Source organism: Stenotrophomonas maltophilia group sp. Smal32 (assembly GCF_030237085.1).
Classification (GTDB): Bacteria; Pseudomonadota; Gammaproteobacteria; order Xanthomonadales; family Xanthomonadaceae; genus Stenotrophomonas; species Stenotrophomonas maltophilia_Q.
Genome location: NZ_JASJSI010000024.1, coordinates 17,887 through 39,062, shown reverse-complemented (window position 1 = coordinate 39,062; position 21,176 = coordinate 17,887). Strand labels below are relative to the sequence as shown.

Here is a 21,176-nt window from a genome sequence, read left to right as displayed (position 1 = left end):
TCCTTCGATGTCTAAAAAACGTTAATGGTGCCCATGTCGGCTTCCGCCTCCAGTCTGGTGCAGTTGTCCAACGTCCGCATCGACCGGAGCGGACGCACGATCCTGCGCGACGTGTCGCTGCAGGTGCCCAAGGGCAGCATCACTGCCGTGCTCGGCCCGTCCGGCAGTGGCAAGTCGACCCTGCTGGCGGCACTGACCGGCGAGCTGCGACCGGTCGCCGGTGAGGTCACCCTGTTCGGCAAGCCGATCCCGCACGACAGCAGCGCGCTGCTGGAGATGCGCAAGAGCGTGGGCGTGCTGCTGCAGGGCAATGGCCTGCTGACCGACCTCACCGTGGCCGAAAACGTCGCACTGCCGCTGCGCACGCATACCCGCCTGCCGGCCGCCGTGCTGCGCCGGCTGGTGGAGATGAAGCTGCATGCGGTGGGCCTGCTGGCCGCCGCCGATGCGTGGCCGCGCGAACTGTCCGGCGGCATGGCACGCCGCGTGGCGCTGGCCCGTGCGCTGGCGCTGGACCCGCCGCTGATGATCTACGACGAGCCGCTGACCGGGCTGGACCCGATCGCCTCCGGGGTGATCATGAGCCTGATCCAGCGCCTCAACCACAGCCTGGGCCTGACCAGCATCATCGTCAGCCATCACGTGCACGAGACCCTGCCGATCTGCGACCAGGTGATCGCCATCGCCAATGGCGGCATCGTGTTCCAGGGATCGCCCGAGGCACTGGAGTCCAGCCAGGATCCGCTGCTGCGGCAGTTCCTGCATGGCCAGCCCGATGGCCCCATCCCGTTCGATGCCGCGCCGCGCGCGAGGGTTGCCTGATGCCGTTCGTTCAAGCCACCCGTTCGCTGGGCCGCGCCGGCCTGTTCTCGCTGACCGTGCTGCGCGGTTCGCTGCCGACCCGTGACTTCCTGGCCGAACTGACCCGCGAGATCTACAAGATCGGCGCGCGCTCGCTGCCCATCATCGCCGTCGGTGGCGCCTTCGTCGGCCTGGTGCTGACCCTGCAGGGCTACCGCACGCTGACCACCTTTGGCGCGGCCGACGCGCTGTCGACCCTGCTCGGCCTGTCGCTGTACCGCGAGCTGGCGCCGGTGCTGACCGCGCTGCTGTTCATCGGCCGCGCCGGCAGTTCGATCGCCGCCGAGCTGGGCCTGATGCGCGCCACCGACCAGATCAAGGCGCTGGAGCTGATGGCCATCGACCCGGTGGCCAAGGCCGTGGCACCACGCTTCTGGGCGGCGGTGCTGACCGTGCCGCTGCTGACCGGCATCTTCTGCTCGCTGGCGATCAGTGCCAGCTACTTCGAGGCCGTGCACGTGCTGGGCCTGGACAATGGCGTGTTCTGGTCGGCGCTGCGCAACAGCGTCGATTTCTGGGATGACTTCGGCGTGGCGATGCTGAAGTCGGCGATCTTCGGCGGCACCGCCGCCCTGGTCGCCGCCTACGTTGGCTTCCACGCCGAGCCGACCATCGAGGGCACCTCGGTGGCGACCACCCGTGCGGTGGTCAACGCCTCGCTGCTGGTGCTGATGTTCAACTTCGTGCTGTCGGCAATGTTGTTCACCTAACCCCTCCACCGGCGGTGCGCTGGCGCGCGCGGCCACCACGACTTGATCAGGTAATCCACATGGCCATCCGCGGTCCCAGACTCGAATTCTCCGTCGGCGCTTTCCTGCTGCTGGCCCTGGCCTCGCTGATGGTGCTGGCCGTGGCTTCGACCAACCAGCGCTGGAGCTGGGGCAGCCAGGGCTACGAACTGAAGGCGCGCTTCTCCCAGGTCGGCCAGCTGCGCAAGCAGGCGCCGGTGAAGATCGGCGGCGTCACCGTCGGCCAGGTCGCCTCGATCGACCTGGACCCGGTGAAGTTCGAGTCCATCGTGACCCTGCGCATGGACAGCAAGGTCAAGGACCTGCCGGCGGATACCTCGGCCGGCATCTTCACCAGTGGTTTGCTCGGCGAGAGCTATATCGGTCTGCAGCCGGGCGGTGATCCGGACGTGCTGAAGGCCGGCGACGAGATTGTCTTCACCCAGCCGGCGGTTGACCTGATCCAGCTGGTCGGCAAGTACATGTTCAGTGGTGGTGCCGGTGGCGGCGCTGCTCAGAAGCCCAACGATGGCGCGCAGGCGCCTGCAACGGAACCGCAACCATGAAGATGAAACTGATCCCGGCCCTGCTCGCCTCGGCGCTGCTGGCGGCTACTCCGTTCCTCGCCCAGGCCCAGGCCGCCGCTCCCGCCGCTGCCGCGACGCAGGGCCAGGCCGGCAAGGTGGTGATCGATGCCAGCACGCGCATCCTCACCACCCTGCAGCAGCGCAGGAGCGAGTTCGGCAGCAACCCGGCCAGCCTGCGCAACTACATCGACAGCGAACTGAACCGCACCTTCGACCGCGACTATGCCGCGCGCCTGGTGCTGGGCCCGCACGCACGCGGTGCCTCGGATGCCGACATCAAGCTGTTCGCCGATGCCATGGCCGACAGCCTGATGCAGCGCTATGGTTCGACCCTGCTCAACATCCAGGGCAAGCCGAGCTTCCGCCTGAAGGGTGAAAGCCCGCTGCCGGGCAACCGCGGCGTGCGCGTGAGCACCGAGCTGGTGCGTGCCGGCAGCGAGCCGACCCCGGTCGAGTACTGGATGCGCAACGTGAACGGCCAGTGGAAGATCTTCGACGTCAACATCGAAGGCATCTCCTACGTGCAGACGTTCCGCAACCAGTTCGACACCCCGCTGCGCCAGAAGGGCATCAAGCAGGTGGCCAGCGAACTGCACAGCGGCAGCATGCAGGCCGGGCCCGCGGGCAATGGCAAGTAACCCACTGGCACTGCTGGAAGGCGACACCCTGCGCCTGCGCGGGGTGCTCGACCGCGCCGCGGTGATCGCGCTGTGGCCGCAGCTGCAGGCCCTGCCGGCAAAGCTGGCACGGCTTGAGCTGAGCGAGGTCGAACGCGTGGACAGCGCCGGCCTGGCCCTGCTGGCCGAGCTCGCGGCACGTGCGCGCAAGGCCGGCCACCCGCTGGTGATCACCGGCGCGCCGGCTGGCTACAACGAATTGAGCGCGGCCTATCGGCTGTCGCCCAACCTGGATTTCAACGCTACTTCTGCTGCGAGCTGACATGAACGTCGTGCGCACCCTCCCCCTGATCGTCCTGGCCACCGCCCTCACCGCCTGTGCCGGCAAGCCCGCGCGCAGCGATGCACCCGCGGCCAGCACCCTGGTTCCGGCCAGTACCACCACCTCGCCTGCTGCCGCAGCCACCGATGCAGGCACGGCTGACGCTGCACCGGTCGCACCCGTGGCCAATCCGCCGGCTGCTGTCGCATCGTCGCCGGCTGCGCCGACCGACAGCGGCGACAGCAGTGCAGCGAAGACCGCCACAGCCGCCACGCCCGGTGGCGATGACGACTTCGATGCCCTCTATGGCGGTGCCGGCAACACCACCAATGCGGCGGCCTACGACCCGTGGGAACCGTTCAACCGCAAGGTGCACAAGTTCAACAACGCGGTCGACCGCGGCGTCGCGCGTCCGCTGGCCACCGCCTATACCCACGTGGTGCCGCGCTTCGCCCGCACCGGCGTCAGCAACTTCTTCAGCAACCTGCGCGCGCCGGTGACCATCACCAACCAGCTGCTGCAGGGCCGTGGTGCCGATGCCTGGGACAGCCTGGGCCGCTTCCTGATGAACAGCACGCTGGGCATTGGCGGCCTGTTCGATCCGGCCAGCAAGGCGATGGTGCCGCGTCGCAATGAAGACTTCGGCCAGACCCTGGGCGTATGGGGCTGGCGTCGCTCGCGCTACGTGGAACTGCCGTTCTTCGGCCCGCGTACCGTGCGCGATGTGTTCGGCCTGGCCGGCGACATCCCGCTGTCGCCGATCCGCCGCATCGAGGAAGACAAGGTCCGCATCGGCCTGCAGGGCCTGCAGCTGGTGGATACCCGCGCGCAGCTGCTGGCGATCGACGACCTGCGCGACACCGCAGTGGACGAGTACTCGCTGGTGCGCGATGCATGGATGCAGCGCCGCAACTACCAGATCGAGAACGATCTGCGCAGCAAGCGCGAGCGTGGCCACGACGACGCCAATTCGCCGATCCCGGTCGATGCAATGCCGATGCCGCAGTGGACCCACTGAGTCCTTTCAGCAGCGCATGAAAAACCCCGCCTCGGCGGGGTTTTTCTTTGGCGCTTCGGGGCGGGTCGGAGCCCTTTCCCGTGGAAAGGGATCCGGCCCCGGCCGATCAGGCCGCCAGGGCGGCCTCGATGGCTTCGCGCAGGCGCGCGTCATCGGCCGCCACGTCCGGAGCAAAGCGCGCGAGGACCTTGCCGTCGCGGCCAACCAGGAACTTCTCGAAGTTCCACAGCACCGCCGGTGCTGCGTGGATCGGGATCTCCTTGCTGGCCAGGCGCTCGCGCAACGGACCTTCACCGATCGACTGCGGCTGAGCGGCGATCAGCTGCTGGTACAGCGGGTGGGTGTCGTCACCGGCCACGCTGATCTTGGAGAACATCGGGAAGCTGACGTCGTAGGTGAGCTGGCAGAACTGCTGGATTTCCGCCTCGCTGCCCGGCTCCTGGCCGAGGAAGTTGTTGGCGGGGAAGCCCAGCACTTCCAGGCCCTGCGCGTGCTTTTCCGCATACAGCGCCTGCAGGCCTTCGTATTGCGGGGTCAGGCCGCACTTGGAGGCGACGTTGACCAGCAGCAGCACCTTGCCCTGGTAGTCGGCAAGCGAGGACGGCTGGCCGTCGATGGTGGTGAGGGAAATGTCCTGGATCGGGGTGCTCACGCGGGGGCTCCGGCTACGGCGGGGAATGGCCCACCAGCATAGCGCCGCGCACGCGGTTGTAGAGCCGGGCCCACGCTCGGGTGAGGCCACCGCAGCCGAGCGTGGGCTCGGCTCTACAGGCAGGATTCAATCCACGCAGATCGTGCCCTGCGCCTTGCCGTCCTCGATGCGCTGGCGGCAGCCGAAGTTCTGGCTGACATCGCGCTGGCAGGTACCGGTGGCGACGCTGCCAGCGGCCACCTCGCCGCTGGCCAGGCATTGGCCCGTGCAGTCGCTCTTGCGACTGCAGGCCTTGCCGGCATCGGCGTAGGGAATCACGCACTGCTCGCGCTGCAGCCGGCCCAGCCGCTGCAGGGTGCCACCGGCCGCCTGGCAGTCGACGTCGCGTGCCTCCTGGTAGGCCTCGGCGGCTTCGGGGCTGGCCGCAGTGCCGGTCTGCGCCGCCACGTCCACGGCCGGCGGCGCACTGCTGCAGGCGGCAAGCAGTGCGGTCAAGACAAGGCTGGAGCAGAGGCGCAGGCGCATGGCGGTACCTGATCGAAGCGGACAGGCCGCCAGCATACGCATTGGCGATGCAGGCGGCGTGTCAGCGTGGCTCAGGCCTCGTCGCCGTCGTTGCCTTCGTCCTCGCCGGCCCCATCGCCCTCGGCCAGATCACCCAGCAGCGACTGCGCCTGTTCGGACGCCAACGATTCCACGCCACGCAGGCGTCGTTCGATGGTGCGCGTCTTGCGGCTGGCCTCGCCGATGCTGCGGCCGACCGTGGTGATCTGCTTCTCGGCCTTTTCCAGGATGCCGGCGAACTTGCCGAACTCACTCTTCACCGCACCCAGCAGGCTCCACACTTCGCTGGAGCGCTGCTCGATGGCCAACGTTCGGAAGCCCATCTGCAAGCTGTTGAGCAGGGCAGTGACGGTGGTCGGCCCGGCCACCACCACGCGATGCTCGCGCTGCAACAGGTCGACCAGGCCCGGGCGCCGGATCACTTCGGCGTACAGGCCTTCGGTGGGCAGGAACATCACCGCGAAATCGGTGGTGTGCGGCGGCGCGATGTACTTGTCGCAGATCGACTTGGCCTGCACGCGCACCGCGCGCTCCAGCTGGATGCCCTGCAGGCGCACGCCCTCTGCGTCCCCCTGTTCCTGCGCATCCAGCAGCCGTTCGTAGTCCTCGCGCGGGAACTTGGAGTCGATCGGCAGCCACACGGGCGTGTCATCGCTGCTGCGCCCCGGCAGGCGTACGGCAATGTCCACCATTTCACCGCTGTCCGGCCGCACCTTCACCGCACGTGCGTACTGCTCCTGGGTGAGCGTCTGCTCGAGGATGTTCTCCAGCTGCACTTCACCCCAGCTGCCACGGTTCTTGACGTTGGTCAGCACACGCTTGAGATCGCCGACGCCGGTGGCCAGCAGCTGCATCTCGCCGAGGCCACGCTGCACCTGCTCCAGTCGCTCGGACACCAGCTTGAAAGAGTTGCCCAGGCGCGTTTCCAGCGTCGACTGCAGCTTCTCGTCCACCGTGTGGCGCATCTGCTCCAGCTTCTGTGCGTTGTCGTTCTGCAGCGCGCGCAACTGTTCTTCCAGCGTGGCGCGCATTTCGGCAATGCGCTGTTCGTTGCGCTGGGTCAGTTCCTGCAGGCGCAGGCCCAGGCTTTCGGTCAGGCGCTGCTGCGACTGCGCACCTTCCTCACGGCCCTTGCGCGCATCGTCCACCAATGTCTGCCGCAGCGCGCCAAGCTGGGTGTCGGTGCGCCCGGTGAGCTCCTGCAGCTGCTGGCCGAACGCGTGGATGCGCGCTTCCTGCTGCTGGCCGAAGGTTTCCAGCTGGCCGCGCAGTTCCTGCAGGCGCTGTCCCATCAACGCGGCGCCGCGCTGCTGGCTGTCGGCGGCTTCGGCGCGCGCCTTGCGGGCGTCTTCGCCCAAGGCTTCGCGCAGCAGGTCCAGGCGCTGGTCGGTGCGGGTGGAGAGGTCGGTCAGCGCGCGGGCAAAACCATCGAGCTGTTCGCGCAGTTCGCTGCGCCCGGCGCGTGCCTCCTCGCGCACCGCCTGTTCCAGGCGGTCATGCGGTGGACGGCGCAGCAGGGCGACCAGCTGCAGGATGAGCACGGCCAATAGAAGGCCGCCGATGAGCAGATATTCGGTTTGCATGGCACAAGTGTAGGCTGGCGGAGTCTCAGCTGCTGCGCCGGAACCATGCTCGCTCTGTACGGAAAGCCAACCTCCATCAATGTGCGCAAGGTGCTGTGGCTGTGCGCGGGGCTGGATCTGCCCCTGCACCACGAGCCTGCGCCACCGGCAGACCTGGTGGCCACACTGAATCCGAACCGGCAGGTACCGGTGCTGCGCGATGGCGACTTCGTGCTGTGGGAGTCCAACAGCATCTGCCGGTACCTGGCCGTGCTCGCCGGCCGTGACGACCTGCTGCCTGCTGCGGCGCAGGCCCGTGCGCGGGTGGAGCAGTGGATGGACTGGCAGGCCAGCGACCTCAACAGTGCCTGGCGCCACGTGTTCATGGCGCGGGTACGGCAACACCCGGACTACCCGGATGACGCCCGCGCCGAGGCCAGCCTGGCGCAGTGGAACCGGCTGATGGGGGTGCTTGATGCACAGCTGGCCGCCACCGATGGCTACGTGGCGGGCAGCACCTTCACCCTCGCTGATGTCGTGCTGGGGCTGTCGACCCAGCGCTGGCGCAGCACACCGGGCCACAAGCCCGTGCTGTCACACCTCGCGGCGTGGTTCGAACGCCTGCGCCAGCAACCGGGCTTCACCGCCCATGTCGACAACGGCGTAGCCTGAGGGGAGGTGCCGGTCGCTGTTGGCAGGTGTCGACCTGGGTCGACACGGTGGATCCATGCCATTCGTGGATGAATCTCTGTAGAGCCGAGCCCATGCTCGGCTGAGCGGCGTGCGCTGACGGCAGCCGAGCGTGGGCTCGGCTCTACAGGAAAAACCGGGCCTTACCAGCCTTCCAGCACGATCTTGCCCTTGGCGCGGTGGCTTTCCAGCAGCGCGTGCGCGCGCCGCAGGTTGGCCGCGTCGATGCGCCCGAAGTGCTCACCGAGCGTGGTCTGCAGCACGCCTGCATCGATCAGCTCGGCCACCCGGTTCAACAGCTCATGCTGGCGCTGCATGTCCGCGGTCCTGTACAGCGGGCGGGTGAACATCGATTCCCAGTGCAGCGACAGCGCCTTGCGCTTGAGCGCCATCACATCCACCTGGCCCGGGTCATCGATCAGGCCGAACTGGCCCTGCGGCGCCAGCAGTTCGACGATCTGCGCGTAGTGCTGGTCGGAATGGGTCAGGCTGGCCACATGCTGCACCTCGCTGATGCCCAGCCGTGCCAGGCCTTCGGCCAGCGGCTGGCTGTGGTCGATCACGTGGTGCGCGCCCATCGCATACACCCAGTCCTGGGTGTCCGGGCGCGATGCGGTGCCAATCACCGTCAGTTTCGTCAGCTTCCGCGCCAGCTGCACCAGGATCGAGCCGACGCCACCGGCGGCACCGATCACCAGCAGGGTCTGGCCCTCGCCACCACCCTCGGGAATACGCAGGCGGTCGAACAGCAGCTCCCAGGCGGTGATCGCAGTCAGCGGCAATGCCGCGGCGGCCGCATCACCGAGGCTGGCCGGCTTGCGACCGACGCTGCGCTCGTCCACCAGCTGGTATTCGGCATTGCTGCCCGGCCGGTCGATCACGCCGGCGTAGTAGACCGCATCGCCGGGCTGGAACAGGGTCACTTCGCTGCCCACGGCGTCGACGATGCCGACCGCATCCCAGCCCAGCACGCGCGGGCCATCGGTGGCCACGCCGCGGCGGACCTTGGTGTCGACCGGGTTCACCGCCACCGCGCGCACCGCCACCCGCAGGTCGCGGGGGCCAGGCTGCGGCAGTTCCAGTTCGATGTCGATCAGGGCCCGGGCGTCGTCGATCGGCAGGCCGGCGTGGGTGTAGGCAATGGCGCGCATGGCAGCGGTCCAGTGGGGAAGGAGTGGACAGGTTGCGCCGCGCAAGGCCGCTCAGAAAGGCGCAGAATCGGGCAGCACTTTCACTCTGGCAATGAAGATGATCCGCTTCGACGATCTGCAGTTGTTCGTCCGCACGGCCGCACTGGGCAGCTTCTCGCAGGCCGCGCGCGAGGCCGACCTGTTGCCCGGCCAGGTCGCTGCCGCCGTGGCGCGGCTGGAGCGCGAACTGGACCTGCGCCTGTTCGTGCGCACCACCCGCAGCCTGCGCCTGACCGGTGAGGGCGCGCTGTACCTGCCGTATGCGCAGGAGGTGCTGGCTACCCTGCGCGAAGGTCGGGCCCGCGTGCAGGGCGAGGACGCCGAACTGCACGGCACGCTGCAGCTGTCGGCGCCATCGGACTTCGGTCGCAACCTGCTGCTGCCGTGGCTGACCGCGTTCCGAGCCGCCCATCCACGGCTGCGCCTGCACCTGCAGCTGTCCGATGAGGTAGCTGACGTGTTCCGCGATCCGGTCGATGTGGCAATCCGCATCGGCCACTTCGACGACGCCAACTACGTGGCCCTGCCCCTGCTCGAAGGCAACCGCCGTGTACTCGCGGCTTCGCCCGATTACCTGCGGCGACGGGGCACGCCCGTGCGCCTGGACGAACTGCGCGAGCACGATTGCCTGGTCTACCAGCTCAGTGGCCGCGCCTACGATCGCTGGTCGTTCGAGGTCGACGGGCGCCGCACCGTGATCCCGGTGCGCGGCCCGCTGGTCTGCGACGACGCCGACGTGGTGCGGCGCTGGGCGGTGGCCGGCGAAGGCATCACCTACAAATCCTGGCTGGACCTGCGCGAAGACGTGCTGGCCGGCCGCCTGCAGCTGCTGCTCGATGGCGTTGGCAGCCACATTCCGCTGCAGCTGGTGTGCCCGCATCGCAAGCAGTTCTCGCCGGCGGTGCGGCAGCTGCACGCGCAGCTGCGCCAGCACCTGCAACCGCTGCTGTCTGGCATGCCCGATGGACTCACCAGCCCCCTGTCGCCCGCCCCGGTGCTGGCCGACAATGACGGCCCTCCGTAAAAGAGAACACCGCCATGCCGTGGATGGGCATCCAGGACCTGTGGACGTTTCTGGTCGCCGTGCTGGTGTTCCTCGCCCTGCCCGGCCCCGGCACCTTCACCCTGCTGACCGCCACCGGCCGAGGCGGCGTGCGCGGTGGCTACACGGCACTGGCCGGCCTGCTGGTCGGTGACCAGATCCTGATGTGGCTGGCGCTGGCCGGCGTGGCTGCGCTGCTCAAAGCCAATCCGCTGGTGTTCCATGCCGTGCAGTACCTGGGTGCGGCCTACCTGGTGTGGGTGGGCATCAGCCTGCTGCGCACGCCCAGGCACGAGGGCGGCGACGCCGGTCCGATCCGCATGCAGCCCGGCCGCTACTTCCAGCAGGCGATCCTGGTCAGCCTGCTCAACCCGAAGGCAATCCTGTTCTACATGGCCTTCCTGCCGTTGTTCATCGATCCCAAGGCACACCAGGGCATCGCCACCTTCGCCGCGCTGGCCGGCATCATCCTGGTGGTCAGCATCGCCTACTGCTCGATGCTGATCGGGGTCGGCAACCTGGCCCGCCGCCGGTTGATCCAGCATCCGCGCATCAGCGATGCGCTGCGCCGGGTGGCCGGCCTGTTCCTGGTGGGGTTCGGCATCCGGCTGGGGTTGAACGGCTGATACCGCCGTCGAGCAGGCTCTGACGCCGCGTCGACCAACCAAGGTTGGCCTCTACCAGAGCGCGGGATCCGGTAGTCGCCGGCCTTGGTGGCGCTGGCGCCACCGGCGTTCATGGTCCCAGAGGCCGTCTGCCAACCAGGGTTGTCCTCTACCGGCCGTGCATTTCGGCACGCAGATGGTCGATGAACACCCGCAGTTTCGGTGCCATGTGCTCGCGTGCCGGGTAGTACAGATGAAAGCCGGCAAAGGGCGGCTGCCAGTCGTCCAGCACCGCCTGCAGGCGCCCGGCCACCAGATCATCGGCTACCAGCGAGGCGAACCCCTGTGCCATGCCCAGCCCGGCCAGCACGGCGGCGTAGGCCAGTTCGGCATCGTTGAACACCAGGCGGCCGGTCACGTCCACCTCCAGATCGTGGCCATCCCGGCTGAACTCCCACGGCATCAACCGGCCATTGGCACGACGGTGGACGATGCACGGATACCCCTGCAGATCATGCGGGCTGGCCGGGATGCCATGCCGCGCGAAGTAATCCGGCGTGGCCACCACCACCTGTCGCTCCGGCGGCCCGATCGGCACCGCGATCATGCCGCGCGCCAGTGATTCACCCAGGCGGATGCCAGCATCGAAGCCCTCAGCCACCAGATCGGTCAGCGCCGGCTCGACGCACAGTTCCACCTCCACCTGCGGGTAGCGCGCCAGGAACGCAGGCAGTGTGGGCAGCACCCGGCGCTCGGCAACGATGCGTGGCAGGGTGATGCGCAGCTTCCCGGCCGGGACCGCGCGCACGCTGTCGAGATCGGCGAACGCCGATTCGATCTGTGCCAGCCCGCCGCGTACATGTGCGAGGAAGCGCGCACCGTGTTCGGTCAGGCCAACCCGGCGCGTCGTCCGCTGCAGCAGGCGCACGCCCATCCGCGCTTCCAGCGCGCGCACGCTCTGCGACAGCGCCGAGGTGGAGACCCCCAGCGCATCGGCGGCGCGGGTAAAGCTGGCATGGTCGGCGACGTGGACGAAGGCAACCACCGCCGACAACGGTGCGGAGGGATCCATTGTGAAGCCACTCTTCATGGTGAGTCCGGTTCCTTCCAGTTTATCCACAGGATCGGGCGACGGATGCTGTGGCTCCCGGCGGTGCAGCCGCCTTCCTGTGAGAGAGCCCCACATGTCGCTGGACCACTACCGCCTGCTTGGCCGCTCCGGCCTTCGCGTCAGCCCGTTGGCACTGGGTACGATGACCTTCGGTGCCGACTGGGGCTGGGGCGCGGACGAAGCCGAGGCCCGCCGCATCTTCGACAGCTACGTCGAACGCGGCGGCAATTTCATCGATACCGCGAACAACTACACCAATGGCAGCGCCGAGACCCTGCTCGGACGCTTCGCCCAGGGCCAGCGCGACCGGCTGGTGATCGCCAGCAAGTACACGCTGGCCACCGTACCCGGCGACCCGAACAATGCCGGCAACCACCGCAAGAGCATGCTGCGCTCGGTGGAGGACAGCCTGCGCCGGCTGGGTACCGACTACCTGGACCTGCTGTACCTGCATGCCTGGGACGACACCACCGGCGTGGACGAGGTGATGCGCGGCTTCGACGACCTGGTCCGCAGCGGCAAGGTGCTCTACGCCGGCATCTCGGACACGCCGGCCTGGCAGATCGCGCGCATGCAGACCCTGGCCGACCTGCGCGGCTGGGCACCGTTGGTGGCGCTGCAGATCGAGTACAGCCTGATCCAGCGCAGCGTCGAGCACGAACTGCTGCCGATGGCCGATACGCTTGGGTTGGGCGTGGTGGCGTGGTCGCCGCTGGGCAGTGGCGTGCTGACCGGCAAATACAGCGCCGCCGACCTGGCCCAGGGCGATGCCCTCGATGCCTCACCGGGTGGCTCACGCCGCAATGTCGCCCTGATCAATGGTGCATTGACCCCACGTTCGCTGCAGATTGCCGAGGAAGTCGGGTTGATCGCCGCCGCTCTTTCGCATTCGCCTGCGCAGGTGGCACTGGCCTGGTTGCTGCAGCGCCCCGGTACCGGCGCGCTGCCGATCATCGGCGCCCGTACCCTTGCGCAGTTCGAGCACAACCTGGCCGCGCTGCAACTGGTGCTGCCGGCCGATGCCCTGGCTCGTCTTGATGCGATCAGTGCGGTGGCGCCTTCGTTCCCACACGATTTCCTGCAGATGCCATTGCCAAGAATGCTGATGAGCGGCGGCACCCGTCTGCGCGCCCTCGGGCGCTGAGGCCCTGGCAGGGAGGGCGCGCTATGCTGGCCTTCCCTGCCGAATGGACGCGCGTGGATGGCCCGGTTGGCTCGCTGTACCCTGCCCTTGCTGCTGCTCGCCGGCACCGCCTCTGGCACCACCGTGCAGGACCATCGCTGCCTGACCGGTGGTCGCAATGACAGCATCCACCTGGAATGGCGCTGGCTGGAGGACGGCCAGTCCGACGTGCGCTACGCGGGCCACCGCGATCGCCTGCCGCTGCGCCGGGTTTCGATGGAGACCACGGTGCTGGCCGAAGATCGCCCCTACCAGTTCGACAGCGTCTGGGAAGAGCATGTCGATGGCCGCCTCAACGGCCGTTACCTGCTGAGCACGCAGGGTGCCCTGGTGCTGGATCTGCGCTACGAACGCGCCCGCGACGGCCGCACCACCACCTTCCACGACGACCCCGAAGCCTGGCAGGAAGACGGCTGCCACTGGCCCAGCCCCCCCTGAGGCGGTACCGGGCTTACGGCCCTTTATGCCGATTCCGGCAGCCTGCTCGCGGTGCAGCGCGCGGCGTGTCGGGTATGACCCGCGTCAGTGGTAATGCTGCGCTGCGTTCGGTCACACTCGGGGACTTGTCGTTCTTAGTCACCCCTTCCGAGGCCTGCATGTCCCTGTTCCGGCGCAAGTCCCTAGATTCCGTCACCGTCCATGAAGCCGGCAGGCGCCTGATCCCGACGCTCAGCTGGCCACACCTGATCGCGCTGGGCATCGGCGCCATCGTCGGTACCGGCATCTACACGCTGATCGGCGTGGGTGCCAACCTGGCCGGCCCGGCCGTTCTGATCTCCTTCGCGATTGCCGGTGCGGTCTGCGCCTGCGCGGCACTGTCCTACGCCGAACTGTCGACGATGATGCCGGCCGCCGGCAGTGCCTACACCTACAGCTACAGCGCGCTGGGCGAGGTATTCGCCTGGGTGGTGGGCTGGAGCCTGATCCTGGAGTACTCGCTGGTGGTGAGTACGGTGGCGGTGGGCTGGTCCGGCTACTTCGTCGGCTTCCTCGAATGGGTCCACACCCAGTTCGGCTGGAACGTGCACCTGCCGGCCTGGCTGGCCGCCGGCCCGCACGTGGAAGGCGGCATGATCAACCTGCCGGCGATCATCATCACCTGGCTGGTAGCCGGTATGCTGATGGCCGGCACCAAGGAAAGCGCCACCCTCAACGCCATCCTGGTGGTGTTCAAGCTGATCGCGCTGGCCATCTTCGTGGCGGTGGCCCTGCCCGCCTTCGACAGCAACAACCTGCAGCCGTTCATGCCGTACGGCTTCGCCAAGTCGATGGGCCCCGATGGCGTCGAGCACGGCGTGATGGCGGCAGCGGCAATCATCTTCTTCGCCTTCTACGGCTTCGATGCGATCTCCACTGCTGCGGAGGAAACCAAGAACCCGGGCCGCGACCTTTCGATCGGCATCATCGGTTCGATGATCGGTTGCACCATCGTCTACGTGCTGGTCGCGCTCGCCGCCGTTGGTGCGATGAGCTACGCCGTGTTCGGCCACAGTGCCGAGCCGCTGGCGCTGATCATGCGCCAGCTCGGCCATCCGACCGCGGCAATGGTGATCGGCGTGATCGCGATCATCGCGCTGCCAACCGTGCTGCTGGCCTTCCTGTACGGCCAGAGCCGCATCTTCTTCGTGATGAGCCGCGATGGCCTGCTGCCGCGTGGCCTGTCCAAGGTCAACGCCCGCACCGGCACACCGGTGGCGACCACGCTGTTTACCGCCGTGGTGGTGTCGGCGCTGGCCGGCGTGGCGCGCCTGGACGAGATCGCGGCACTGGCCAACGCCGGCACCCTGGCCGCGTTCACCGCGGTGGGCATCTGCCTGGTGGTGCTGCGCCTGCGCGAACCCGACCGTGCGCGTACCTTCCGCACGCCGCTGGCCTTTGTGGTCGGTCCGCTGGCCGCGCTCGGCTGCATCTACCTGTTCATCAGCCTGCCGCACACCACCCAGCTGTACTTCCTGGTGTGGAACGTGGTCGGCCTGGTGCTGTACTTCCTGTACAGCCGCCGCCACGCGTTGATCGCGAAGTAAGGAGGCCGCCGGGCATGGCCCGGCGCTCCTCTGTAGAGTCGAGCCATGCTCGGCTCACGGGGTGCCTATCGAAAGCAGTCGAGCATGGCTCGACTCTACAAAGGCGCAGTCGAGCGCCGCTCGACTCTACGGAGCAGCGGCGTACTCCTGCGCCTGGCGCATCACCCGCAGCAGGTTGCCGCCCCAGATGCCGGCAATCTGCTGCTCGGTATAGCCCTTGCGCAGCAGCCACGCGGTGATCTTCGGCAGCTGGCTGACATCGGGCAGATCGCTCAGGCCACCGCCGCCATCCCAGTCCAGGCCGATGCCCACATGTTCCGGGCCGACCACCTTGAGGATGTGCTCGAAGTGGGCGAAGAAGTCGTCCAGGCTGGCATGGCGCACCGGGTGCTCATGGTCCAGCGCCTGTTCGGCGTTGAGCAGAGCCACACCCTGCTCGATGCCCATGCCTTCCCAGCCGCCCAGCTGCTTGCTGAGCGCTTCTTCGGCCTGCTTGCGCTCGGGCGTCTTCGCGGTGTCGATCAGGTAACCGCCATAGGCATTCACCTGGATCACGCCACCGGCCTTGGCCAGCTTGCGCAGGCGCGCATCGTCGAGGTTGCGCGGGTGGTTGTAGATCGCCTTGGCCGAGCTGTGCGAGAGCACGAACGGCACCTGCATCATCGCCAGCAGGTCATCGAACACCGCGTCCGACGCATGCGACTGGTCGATCACGATGCCCAGCTTCACCGCTTGCCGCACCAGGTCCTTGCCGGCCGGGCTCAGGCCTTTCCATTCCGCGCCCTTGGGGTCGGTGGCCGAATCGGCGAACTCGTTGTTGGCGAAATGCACGGTGCTGAGCAGGCGCAGGCCGGCGCGGTGGTAGAACGAGAGCAGGCTCGGGTCAGCCACCAGCGGGCTGGCATTTTCCATGCTGATGTAGACCACGCGCTTGCCGGCGGCCTTGATCCGCGCCGCGTCATCGGCGGTCAATGCCAGCGCGAAACGCTCGGGATTGGCGGCCAGCATTTCGCGGATCTCCAGCAGCCGCTGCAGGCCGTGGTCACGCTCGGCCAGATGGGCGGCGGCGGTGCGGTCGCCCTGGTCGGTGTAGATCGCCCAGAAACCGCCGTCCAGCGCGCCTTCGACCATGCGCGGGTAGTCCACCTGCGAGAGCGCGTTGCGGTCGTGGCGCTGTTCGATGTCGAAGCCGGCGCGGCCGAAATTGGCCGGCGTATCCAGATGGCTGTCGAGGGTGACCAGGCGTTGCTGCAGGGCCTTGGCCCGCGCCAGCTCCTGCGCGCTGAACTCGATGGCATGGGCGGACAGCGGCGCACTCAGCGCCAGGGCAAGCACAACGGACAGACGACGCAACGATGGCATGGGCTCTCACCGGCATTGGGAAGAGCCCGACCATAGCGCTGCGGCCGCGCATTGGGTAGCGCCGGGCCACGCCCGGCGGATCTTGAGGCTGTCAGGCAGATCAGCCGAGCATGGGCTCGGCTCTACAGCGTCCCGCGGTCAATCCACCACGCGGCAGAACACGGCCTTCAGGTAACGCGATTCCTGCACGTGGGCCATGAACGGATGGTCCGGACCGGCGCCAGCCACCTTCAGGATCTGGATCGTGCGGCCGGAGAAATAGGCCGCGCGGCGCAGCATGTCGAGGAACTGGTCCTCGGCCACCAGGCCGGTGCAGGAGAACGTGGCGAACAGGCCGCCCGGCTTCACCACGCCCAGCGCCAGCTTGTTCATGTCCAGGTACTTCTTCAGCGCAGTGATCACCTGGTCGCGGTCGCGGGTCATCTTCGCCGGGTCCAGGATCACCACGTCGTACTGCTCGCCACGGTTGGCGGCATCGCGCAGCCACGGGAAGATGTCGGACTGCACGAACTTCGGGCGCACGTTGTTCAGGCGCGAATTGCCCTTGGCGATCTGGATGACGTCTTCATCGATGTCGATGCCGACCACTTCCGAAGCGCCACGCGCCGCCGCATACACGGCGAAACCGCCGGTGTTGCAGCACAGGTCCAGCACGCTCTTGCCTTCCACCTGCTGGCTCAGCCACTCGCGGTTCTCGCGCTGGTCGGCGAAGAAGCCGGTCTTGTGCGCACCGGCCGGGTCGGCGCGGAACTTGATGCCGTACTCGGTGATCACCGACGCTTCGGTGGTGGTGTTGCCGTGGAAGTCGAAACTTTCCTGCTTCTGCACGTGCTCGTCGGCGAAGCTGTGGAAGCGGCAACCCGGGAACTGCTCGCGCAGGGCGTCGTAGATCCACTCGCGGTGGCGGAACATGCCGGCGGCGAAGAACTCGACCACCACCAGGTCGCCGTAGCGGTCGACCACCAGGCCGGACAGGCCGTCGCCTTCGCTGTGCACCACGCGCCAGGCGTCGGACACCGCGTCCAGCTTCAGCACCTCACGGCGCAGCGACACCGCTTGGGCGATCTTGCGCGAGAACCAGCCGGCATCGACCGGCACGTTCTGGTCGGTTTCGAGGATGCGCACGGCGATGCGCGAGTGCCCGTTGTAGAACCCGCGGCCAATGAACTCACCATCGATGCCGACCACGTCGACGATGGAACCGGGCTTGGGCCGGACGGTCGGCTTCTCGACCAGTTTCTGGAAGATCCACGGGTGGCTGGAACGCCACGCATTCTTGAGGCGGACAATCGGAAGGGGGGTATTCATCCACCTATTGTAAACCGGCCGCCGGGGTCGGATCCCCGCAGGGGCTCTGACTCCATTGGGGTTCCCGCCCCGCCCGGGCCCCATTTGACGGCAGCCCGCCCAGACGGCAGAATCGGCGCCAGAAGGGGAGTAGCTCCCAGACGTTGTCGCCGTCATTTCGAGCCCGCAGGCTCCGGTGCAACGGCAGTTCCAGCCGACTGGGACTGCGAGCGAGACCTTCGCCGTACTGGCGAAGCTCTGTCCCTGGATCCCCCTCCCGATCCTCCGTTGCAGATCCTCGCCGTCCGGCCTGGCATTCATCTTTCCAACGGACATTCCCAATGCAGACGATCGGTAACGTGTGGTTGTGGGGCGGCTTCGCAGCGGTGGTGGTCATCGCCCTGCTGGTCGACCTCGTGTTGATGCGCCATGGTGGACCGCACAAGGTCACCTTCAAGGAGGCCCTGTGGTGGTCGATCGGCTGGGTCGCGCTGGCCCTGCTGTTCAACGCCGGCCTCTGGTACTACCTGAATGAGACCGCCGGCCAGGTCGTGGCCAACAAGGTCGGCCTCGAATTCCTGACCGGTTACCTGGTCGAGAAGGCGCTGGCGGTCGACAACATCTTTGTCTTCCTGATGATCATGAGCTACTTCGCGGTGCCGGAGGAGCAGCGCCAGAAGGTGCTGATCATCGGCATCCTGGGTGCGATCGTGCTGCGTACGATCATGATCTTCGCTGGCAGCGTGCTGATCAGCCAGTTCCATTGGCTGCTCTACGTGTTCGGCGCCTTCCTGCTGTTCACCGGCTGGAAGATGTGGTTCGCCGCCGGCCAGGAGCCTGATCTGGAAACCAATCCCGCGCTGCGCTGGATGCGCAAGCACCTGCGCCTGCTGCCGGACTACGCCGGCAACGCACTGAGCGTGAAGCGCGACGGCGTGCGCTGGTTCACCCCGCTGTTTGCCGTGCTGATCCTGATCGCGGTCACCGACGTGATCTTCGCCGTGGACAGCATCCCGGCGATCTTCGCGATCACCACCGACCCGTTCATCGTGCTCACCTCCAACGTGTTTGCAGTGCTGGGCCTGCGCGCGATGTTCTTCCTGCTGGCCGGCATGGCCGACCGCTTCCACCTGCTGCCGTACGGGCTGGCACTGGTGCTGGGCTTCATCGGCATCAAGATGATGATCATCGACCTGTTCAAGATCCCGACCCCGGTGTCGCTGGGCGTGGTGGCGGTGATCATCGCCGCCACCGTGGTGCTGAGCCTGAAGTACCCGCCGAAGGAAGGCGAAGGCCAGGCCTGAGCCTGACCGTTGAACGGCGCGGCCGGTGGGATTGTCCCGCCGGCCGTTTCCACTCTCCCGCTGCGGTGGCCTTGGTTTCGCGCCACTCACCGCCATTGCTGGGGTATGGACAACAACGCGCCCCTGCCCGCCGGCGACGTACCGGCCCCTCGCAATGACCGCTCGCGCATCCTGCGGGCGTTCAATGTCAGCCTGGCCGCCGTGCTGATGCTGGTGGCCGTGTTCGCCCTGCAGGGCACCTTCGACTGGCGGCCCTGGGCCGTGGCGCCACTGGAAGCGAAGGGCCTGCTCGGCCTCATCGGTGGCCCGATGCTGCATGCCTCGGTCGAGCATATCGCCGCCAACAGCATCGCCATCCTGATCCTGGGCACCCTGGCCGGCAGCGTGTATCCGAAAGCCACCGTACGCGCGCTGCCCCTGCTATGGCTGGGCTCGGGCCTCGGTGCGTGGATGCTGGGCAACCCCGGCAGCGTGCACCTGGGCGCCAGTGGCGTGACCCATGGCCTGATGTTCCTGCTGGCCAGCCTGGGCCTGCTGCGCCGCGACCGCGCGGCAATCGCCACCGGCCTGATCGGCATGCTGTTCTACGGCGGCATGCTGATGACCGTCCTGCCGCACGCCGACGGCGTGTCCTGGCAGTCGCACATGGGCGGCGCCTTCGCCGGCATCATCGCCGCGCTGCTGTTCCGCAACGCCGACCCGCTGCCGCCGCGCCAGCGCTACAGCTGGGAAGACGAGGAGGACGAGGTCGAGCCGCTGGCCGACGACGAGCTGGAGCCGCCGTCACCGCAGCGCGTGCCGGTGCTGTGGCAGCCGCGCGAAGGACAGGACTACGTGGTGATTCCGTTCCGCCGCCCGGACGAGCCGCGCGGTTGATCGGTGACGGGGTCGGATCCCCGAAGGGGCTCTGACCCCATCCGGCATCTTCATGACCCGGTAGTGGCCGACCTTGGTCGGCGCTCCTGCTGCATGCCAACCAAGGTTGGCAACTACCAGAGCACGCGGACCAGCGCGGGTCAGTCCGCCGCGCTACCCGCCGCGCCCATTCCATCCACCGCCTGCCGGCCCAGCGCCGGGTCATCGGTGAAGAACGCATCGATGCCGGTGGCCAGGTAGGCACGCATTTCGGCGATCGATCCCTCGGCATTGCGCGCGTTGTCGGCGCCCTTGCGCAGGTTGCTGGCCTGGAAATGGTTCTCCGGGCGGAAGGTATACGGGATCACCATCAGCCCCACCGCATGCGCATCGCGCACCAGCGAAGTCGGCGTGCCCAGTGCACCCTTGGCATCCAGCGGAATGATCGAGCGCAACTCCGGACCGATGCTGTCGGCGTAGCCGGCGATGTCCTTCAGCCCGGCCGGGGTCATCATCTGCGCGTAGGTCAGCTTTCCACCAGCCTTGGCGATGTCGGCCGGCTGGGTATCGCCCTTCCACAGCAGCTGCAGCAGGCGGATGTTGCTGCCACGCGGGATCTTGCCGCGCAGGTAACGCAGGTTGGCGATCTCGAACGACTGGATGGTGACCGGGCCGACGTTGGTATAGGCGTTGCCGCGCAGCGCGGCCAGCAGCTTGTCTTCCATCGGCAGGCCGATCGACTGGAAGTAGGTCGGGTGCTTGATCTCCGGCACCAGGCCGATGCCGCGGTTGGCGCGCCCGGCCTGCTGGACCAGGAAGGCCAGGATCTCGTCCAGGCTGGCGATGCGGAACTGGCCGTCGTAGGCGGTGCTGCGCAGCTCCGGCAGGCGCTCCCGCGCGTACAGGGTCTTCAGCTCGGCCAGGGTGAAGTCTTCGGTGAACCAGCCATCGACCTTCTGCCCATCGATGACCTTGCTGGTGCGGCGACTGGCGAACTCGGGATGCGAGGCCACGTCGGTAGTGCCGCTGATCTCGTTCTCGTGGCGGGCCACCATCACCCCGTCCCTGGTCATCACCAGGTCCGGCTCGATGTAGTCGGCGCCGTCGGCGATGGCCTGGGCGTAGGCCGCCAGGGTGTGCTCGGGCAGCAGCGCGCTTGCGCCGCGATGGCCGTAGACCGACACCTTGGGCGCGGCCGGGGTGGAGGATTCAGCACTCATGGCCACCGATGGTGCCACGGCCAGCGACAACAGCAACGCACAACCCCACGACTTCACTGCGACTTCCCCAAGCGGTATGTGATGGGCGTCAGTATGAGGCGGCAATGTGACAGGCGGGGGAAGCGTGCACCTGTAGAGGCGCGCCCCATGTCGGGCGCCCGGCTGAACCCCCCCCCCATGGGGCGGGACCACAGTTTATTTCCCCTTCACCAACCGGGCAAGTACCATCCCACCACGGTCTAGGGGCGCCATTTGCCGGTGTATTTGGACCGGGGCGGATTCGGCCGGGGGACCGTCGCGCGCGGCCCTTGCACGTTGTTGTTCGCCAGCTGGCGAAGGGGGGGCGGTTCGTGTTTCTTTTCGGGTTAGCTCCGCACCAACGAGGGCGGGCG

General features: G+C 67.6%; 22 protein-coding genes. 14 read left to right on the top strand and 8 right to left on the bottom strand.

Features of this window, described 5'->3' with window-relative positions; translation table 11 throughout:
• Nucleotides 1-33 precede the first annotated feature (33 nt).
• The 6 genes from QRO91_RS08320 to QRO91_RS08295 are packed head-to-tail and all read left to right on the top strand — an operon-like array spanning nucleotide 34 to nucleotide 4,133.
• Nucleotides 34-822, top strand: coding sequence for an ABC transporter ATP-binding protein (locus QRO91_RS08320; protein WP_049429226.1), 789 nt, complete (start codon nucleotides 34-36; stop codon nucleotides 820-822).
• Entirely contained in the window at nucleotides 822-1,571 is a 750-nt protein-coding gene (locus QRO91_RS08315; protein ID WP_005414955.1) for an MlaE family lipid ABC transporter permease subunit, read from the top strand. The genes QRO91_RS08320 and QRO91_RS08315 overlap by 1 nt, the downstream gene beginning before the upstream one ends.
• 59 nt (nucleotides 1,572-1,630) lie before the next feature.
• On the top strand, nucleotides 1,631-2,155 hold the full coding sequence (gene mlaD / locus QRO91_RS08310) for an outer membrane lipid asymmetry maintenance protein MlaD (protein WP_005411706.1): 525 nt from the start codon (nucleotides 1,631-1,633) through the stop codon (nucleotides 2,153-2,155).
• Nucleotides 2,152-2,814: a phospholipid-binding protein MlaC gene (locus QRO91_RS08305; protein ID WP_049429205.1), complete on the top strand. Its 663-nt coding sequence runs from the start codon at nucleotides 2,152-2,154 to the stop codon at nucleotides 2,812-2,814. The genes mlaD and QRO91_RS08305 overlap by 4 nt, the downstream gene beginning before the upstream one ends.
• Entirely contained in the window at nucleotides 2,804-3,115 is a 312-nt protein-coding gene (locus tag QRO91_RS08300) for a lipid asymmetry maintenance protein MlaB (protein ID WP_197633471.1), read from the top strand. The genes QRO91_RS08305 and QRO91_RS08300 overlap by 11 nt, the downstream gene beginning before the upstream one ends.
• A gap of 1 nt (nucleotide 3,116) precedes the next feature.
• Nucleotides 3,117-4,133 carry a VacJ family lipoprotein gene (locus QRO91_RS08295; RefSeq protein WP_197650269.1) on the top strand — a complete coding sequence of 339 codons (1,017 nt, stop codon included), beginning with the start codon at nucleotides 3,117-3,119 and terminating at the stop codon, nucleotides 4,131-4,133.
• A 106-nt stretch (nucleotides 4,134-4,239) separates the two neighbouring features.
• On the opposite strand, the gene QRO91_RS08290 is transcribed toward QRO91_RS08295, so the two are convergent.
• From QRO91_RS08290 to rmuC, 3 genes are all read right to left on the bottom strand, one after another.
• Nucleotides 4,240-4,785 carry a glutathione peroxidase gene (locus QRO91_RS08290; RefSeq protein ID WP_049429202.1) on the bottom strand — a complete coding sequence of 182 codons (546 nt, stop codon included), beginning with the start codon at nucleotides 4,783-4,785 and terminating at the stop codon, nucleotides 4,240-4,242.
• A 126-nt stretch (nucleotides 4,786-4,911) separates the two neighbouring features.
• A complete protein-coding gene (locus tag QRO91_RS08285) occupies nucleotides 4,912-5,310 on the bottom strand; it encodes a hypothetical protein (RefSeq protein WP_197619875.1) in 399 nt (132 codons plus the stop codon).
• A 71-nt stretch (nucleotides 5,311-5,381) separates the two neighbouring features.
• Complete coding sequence (rmuC, locus tag QRO91_RS08280; RefSeq protein ID WP_197619876.1) at nucleotides 5,382-6,932, bottom strand: DNA recombination protein RmuC; 1,551 nt, start codon at nucleotides 6,930-6,932, stop codon at nucleotides 5,382-5,384.
• A 45-nt stretch (nucleotides 6,933-6,977) separates the two neighbouring features.
• Between rmuC and QRO91_RS08275 the strand changes: the two genes are divergently transcribed.
• Nucleotides 6,978-7,583 carry a glutathione S-transferase family protein gene (locus tag QRO91_RS08275; RefSeq protein WP_049429199.1) on the top strand — a complete coding sequence of 202 codons (606 nt, stop codon included), beginning with the start codon at nucleotides 6,978-6,980 and terminating at the stop codon, nucleotides 7,581-7,583.
• Nucleotides 7,584-7,744: 161 nt separating this feature from the next.
• Here the strand turns inward: QRO91_RS08275 and QRO91_RS08270 are convergent, their stop codons facing one another.
• Complete coding sequence (locus QRO91_RS08270; protein WP_049429198.1) at nucleotides 7,745-8,752, bottom strand: zinc-binding alcohol dehydrogenase family protein; 1,008 nt, start codon at nucleotides 8,750-8,752, stop codon at nucleotides 7,745-7,747.
• Between the two features lie 91 nt (nucleotides 8,753-8,843).
• On the opposite strand from QRO91_RS08270, the gene QRO91_RS08265 reads away from it, so the two are divergent.
• Nucleotides 8,844-9,815 carry a LysR family transcriptional regulator gene (locus QRO91_RS08265; RefSeq protein WP_065428073.1) on the top strand — a complete coding sequence of 324 codons (972 nt, stop codon included), beginning with the start codon at nucleotides 8,844-8,846 and terminating at the stop codon, nucleotides 9,813-9,815.
• 14 nt (nucleotides 9,816-9,829) lie between these two features.
• A complete protein-coding gene (leuE, locus tag QRO91_RS08260; RefSeq protein ID WP_049429196.1) occupies nucleotides 9,830-10,459 on the top strand; it encodes a leucine efflux protein LeuE in 630 nt (209 codons plus the stop codon).
• A 148-nt stretch (nucleotides 10,460-10,607) separates the two neighbouring features.
• Here leuE and QRO91_RS08255 read toward each other — a convergent pair whose 3' ends face one another.
• Nucleotides 10,608-11,510 (bottom strand): LysR family transcriptional regulator, encoded by a 903-nt coding sequence (locus QRO91_RS08255; RefSeq protein WP_049429195.1) that lies wholly within the window; start codon nucleotides 11,508-11,510, stop codon nucleotides 10,608-10,610.
• Between the two features lie 112 nt (nucleotides 11,511-11,622).
• Between QRO91_RS08255 and QRO91_RS08250 the strand changes: the two genes are divergently transcribed.
• The 3 genes from QRO91_RS08250 (at nucleotide 11,623) to QRO91_RS08240 (ending at nucleotide 14,756) form a co-directional block, all read left to right on the top strand.
• Nucleotides 11,623-12,693, top strand: coding sequence for an aldo/keto reductase (locus QRO91_RS08250; protein WP_404830249.1), 1,071 nt, complete (start codon nucleotides 11,623-11,625; stop codon nucleotides 12,691-12,693).
• 57 nt (nucleotides 12,694-12,750) lie between these two features.
• Nucleotides 12,751-13,170: a hypothetical protein gene (locus QRO91_RS08245; protein WP_197650267.1), complete on the top strand. Its 420-nt coding sequence runs from the start codon at nucleotides 12,751-12,753 to the stop codon at nucleotides 13,168-13,170.
• Between the two features lie 158 nt (nucleotides 13,171-13,328).
• Nucleotides 13,329-14,756: an amino acid permease gene (locus QRO91_RS08240; RefSeq protein WP_197650266.1), complete on the top strand. Its 1,428-nt coding sequence runs from the start codon at nucleotides 13,329-13,331 to the stop codon at nucleotides 14,754-14,756.
• Nucleotides 14,757-14,882: 126 nt separating this feature from the next.
• On the opposite strand, the gene QRO91_RS08235 is transcribed toward QRO91_RS08240, so the two are convergent.
• Both QRO91_RS08235 and QRO91_RS08230 read right to left on the bottom strand, forming a co-directional pair.
• The gene (locus QRO91_RS08235; RefSeq protein WP_049429191.1) at nucleotides 14,883-16,118 is read right to left on the bottom strand and encodes a dipeptidase; all 1,236 of its coding nucleotides are present in this window, start codon (nucleotides 16,116-16,118) and stop codon (nucleotides 14,883-14,885) included.
• A 138-nt stretch (nucleotides 16,119-16,256) separates the two neighbouring features.
• A complete protein-coding gene (locus QRO91_RS08230) occupies nucleotides 16,257-17,426 on the bottom strand; it encodes a class I SAM-dependent rRNA methyltransferase (RefSeq protein WP_010487449.1) in 1,170 nt (389 codons plus the stop codon).
• A 320-nt stretch (nucleotides 17,427-17,746) separates the two neighbouring features.
• On the opposite strand from QRO91_RS08230, the gene QRO91_RS08225 reads away from it, so the two are divergent.
• Both QRO91_RS08225 and QRO91_RS08220 read left to right on the top strand, forming a co-directional pair.
• Nucleotides 17,747-18,709 (top strand): TerC family protein, encoded by a 963-nt coding sequence (locus QRO91_RS08225; protein WP_010487446.1) that lies wholly within the window; start codon nucleotides 17,747-17,749, stop codon nucleotides 18,707-18,709.
• Between the two features lie 105 nt (nucleotides 18,710-18,814).
• A complete protein-coding gene (locus QRO91_RS08220) occupies nucleotides 18,815-19,585 on the top strand; it encodes a rhomboid family intramembrane serine protease (RefSeq protein WP_049429190.1) in 771 nt (256 codons plus the stop codon).
• 140 nt (nucleotides 19,586-19,725) lie between these two features.
• Here the strand turns inward: QRO91_RS08220 and QRO91_RS08215 are convergent, their stop codons facing one another.
• Nucleotides 19,726-20,841, bottom strand: a complete 1,116-nt coding sequence (locus QRO91_RS08215) for a glycerophosphodiester phosphodiesterase (RefSeq protein WP_100443733.1) — start codon at nucleotides 20,839-20,841, stop codon at nucleotides 19,726-19,728.
• Nucleotides 20,842-21,176: the final 335 nt, after the last annotated feature.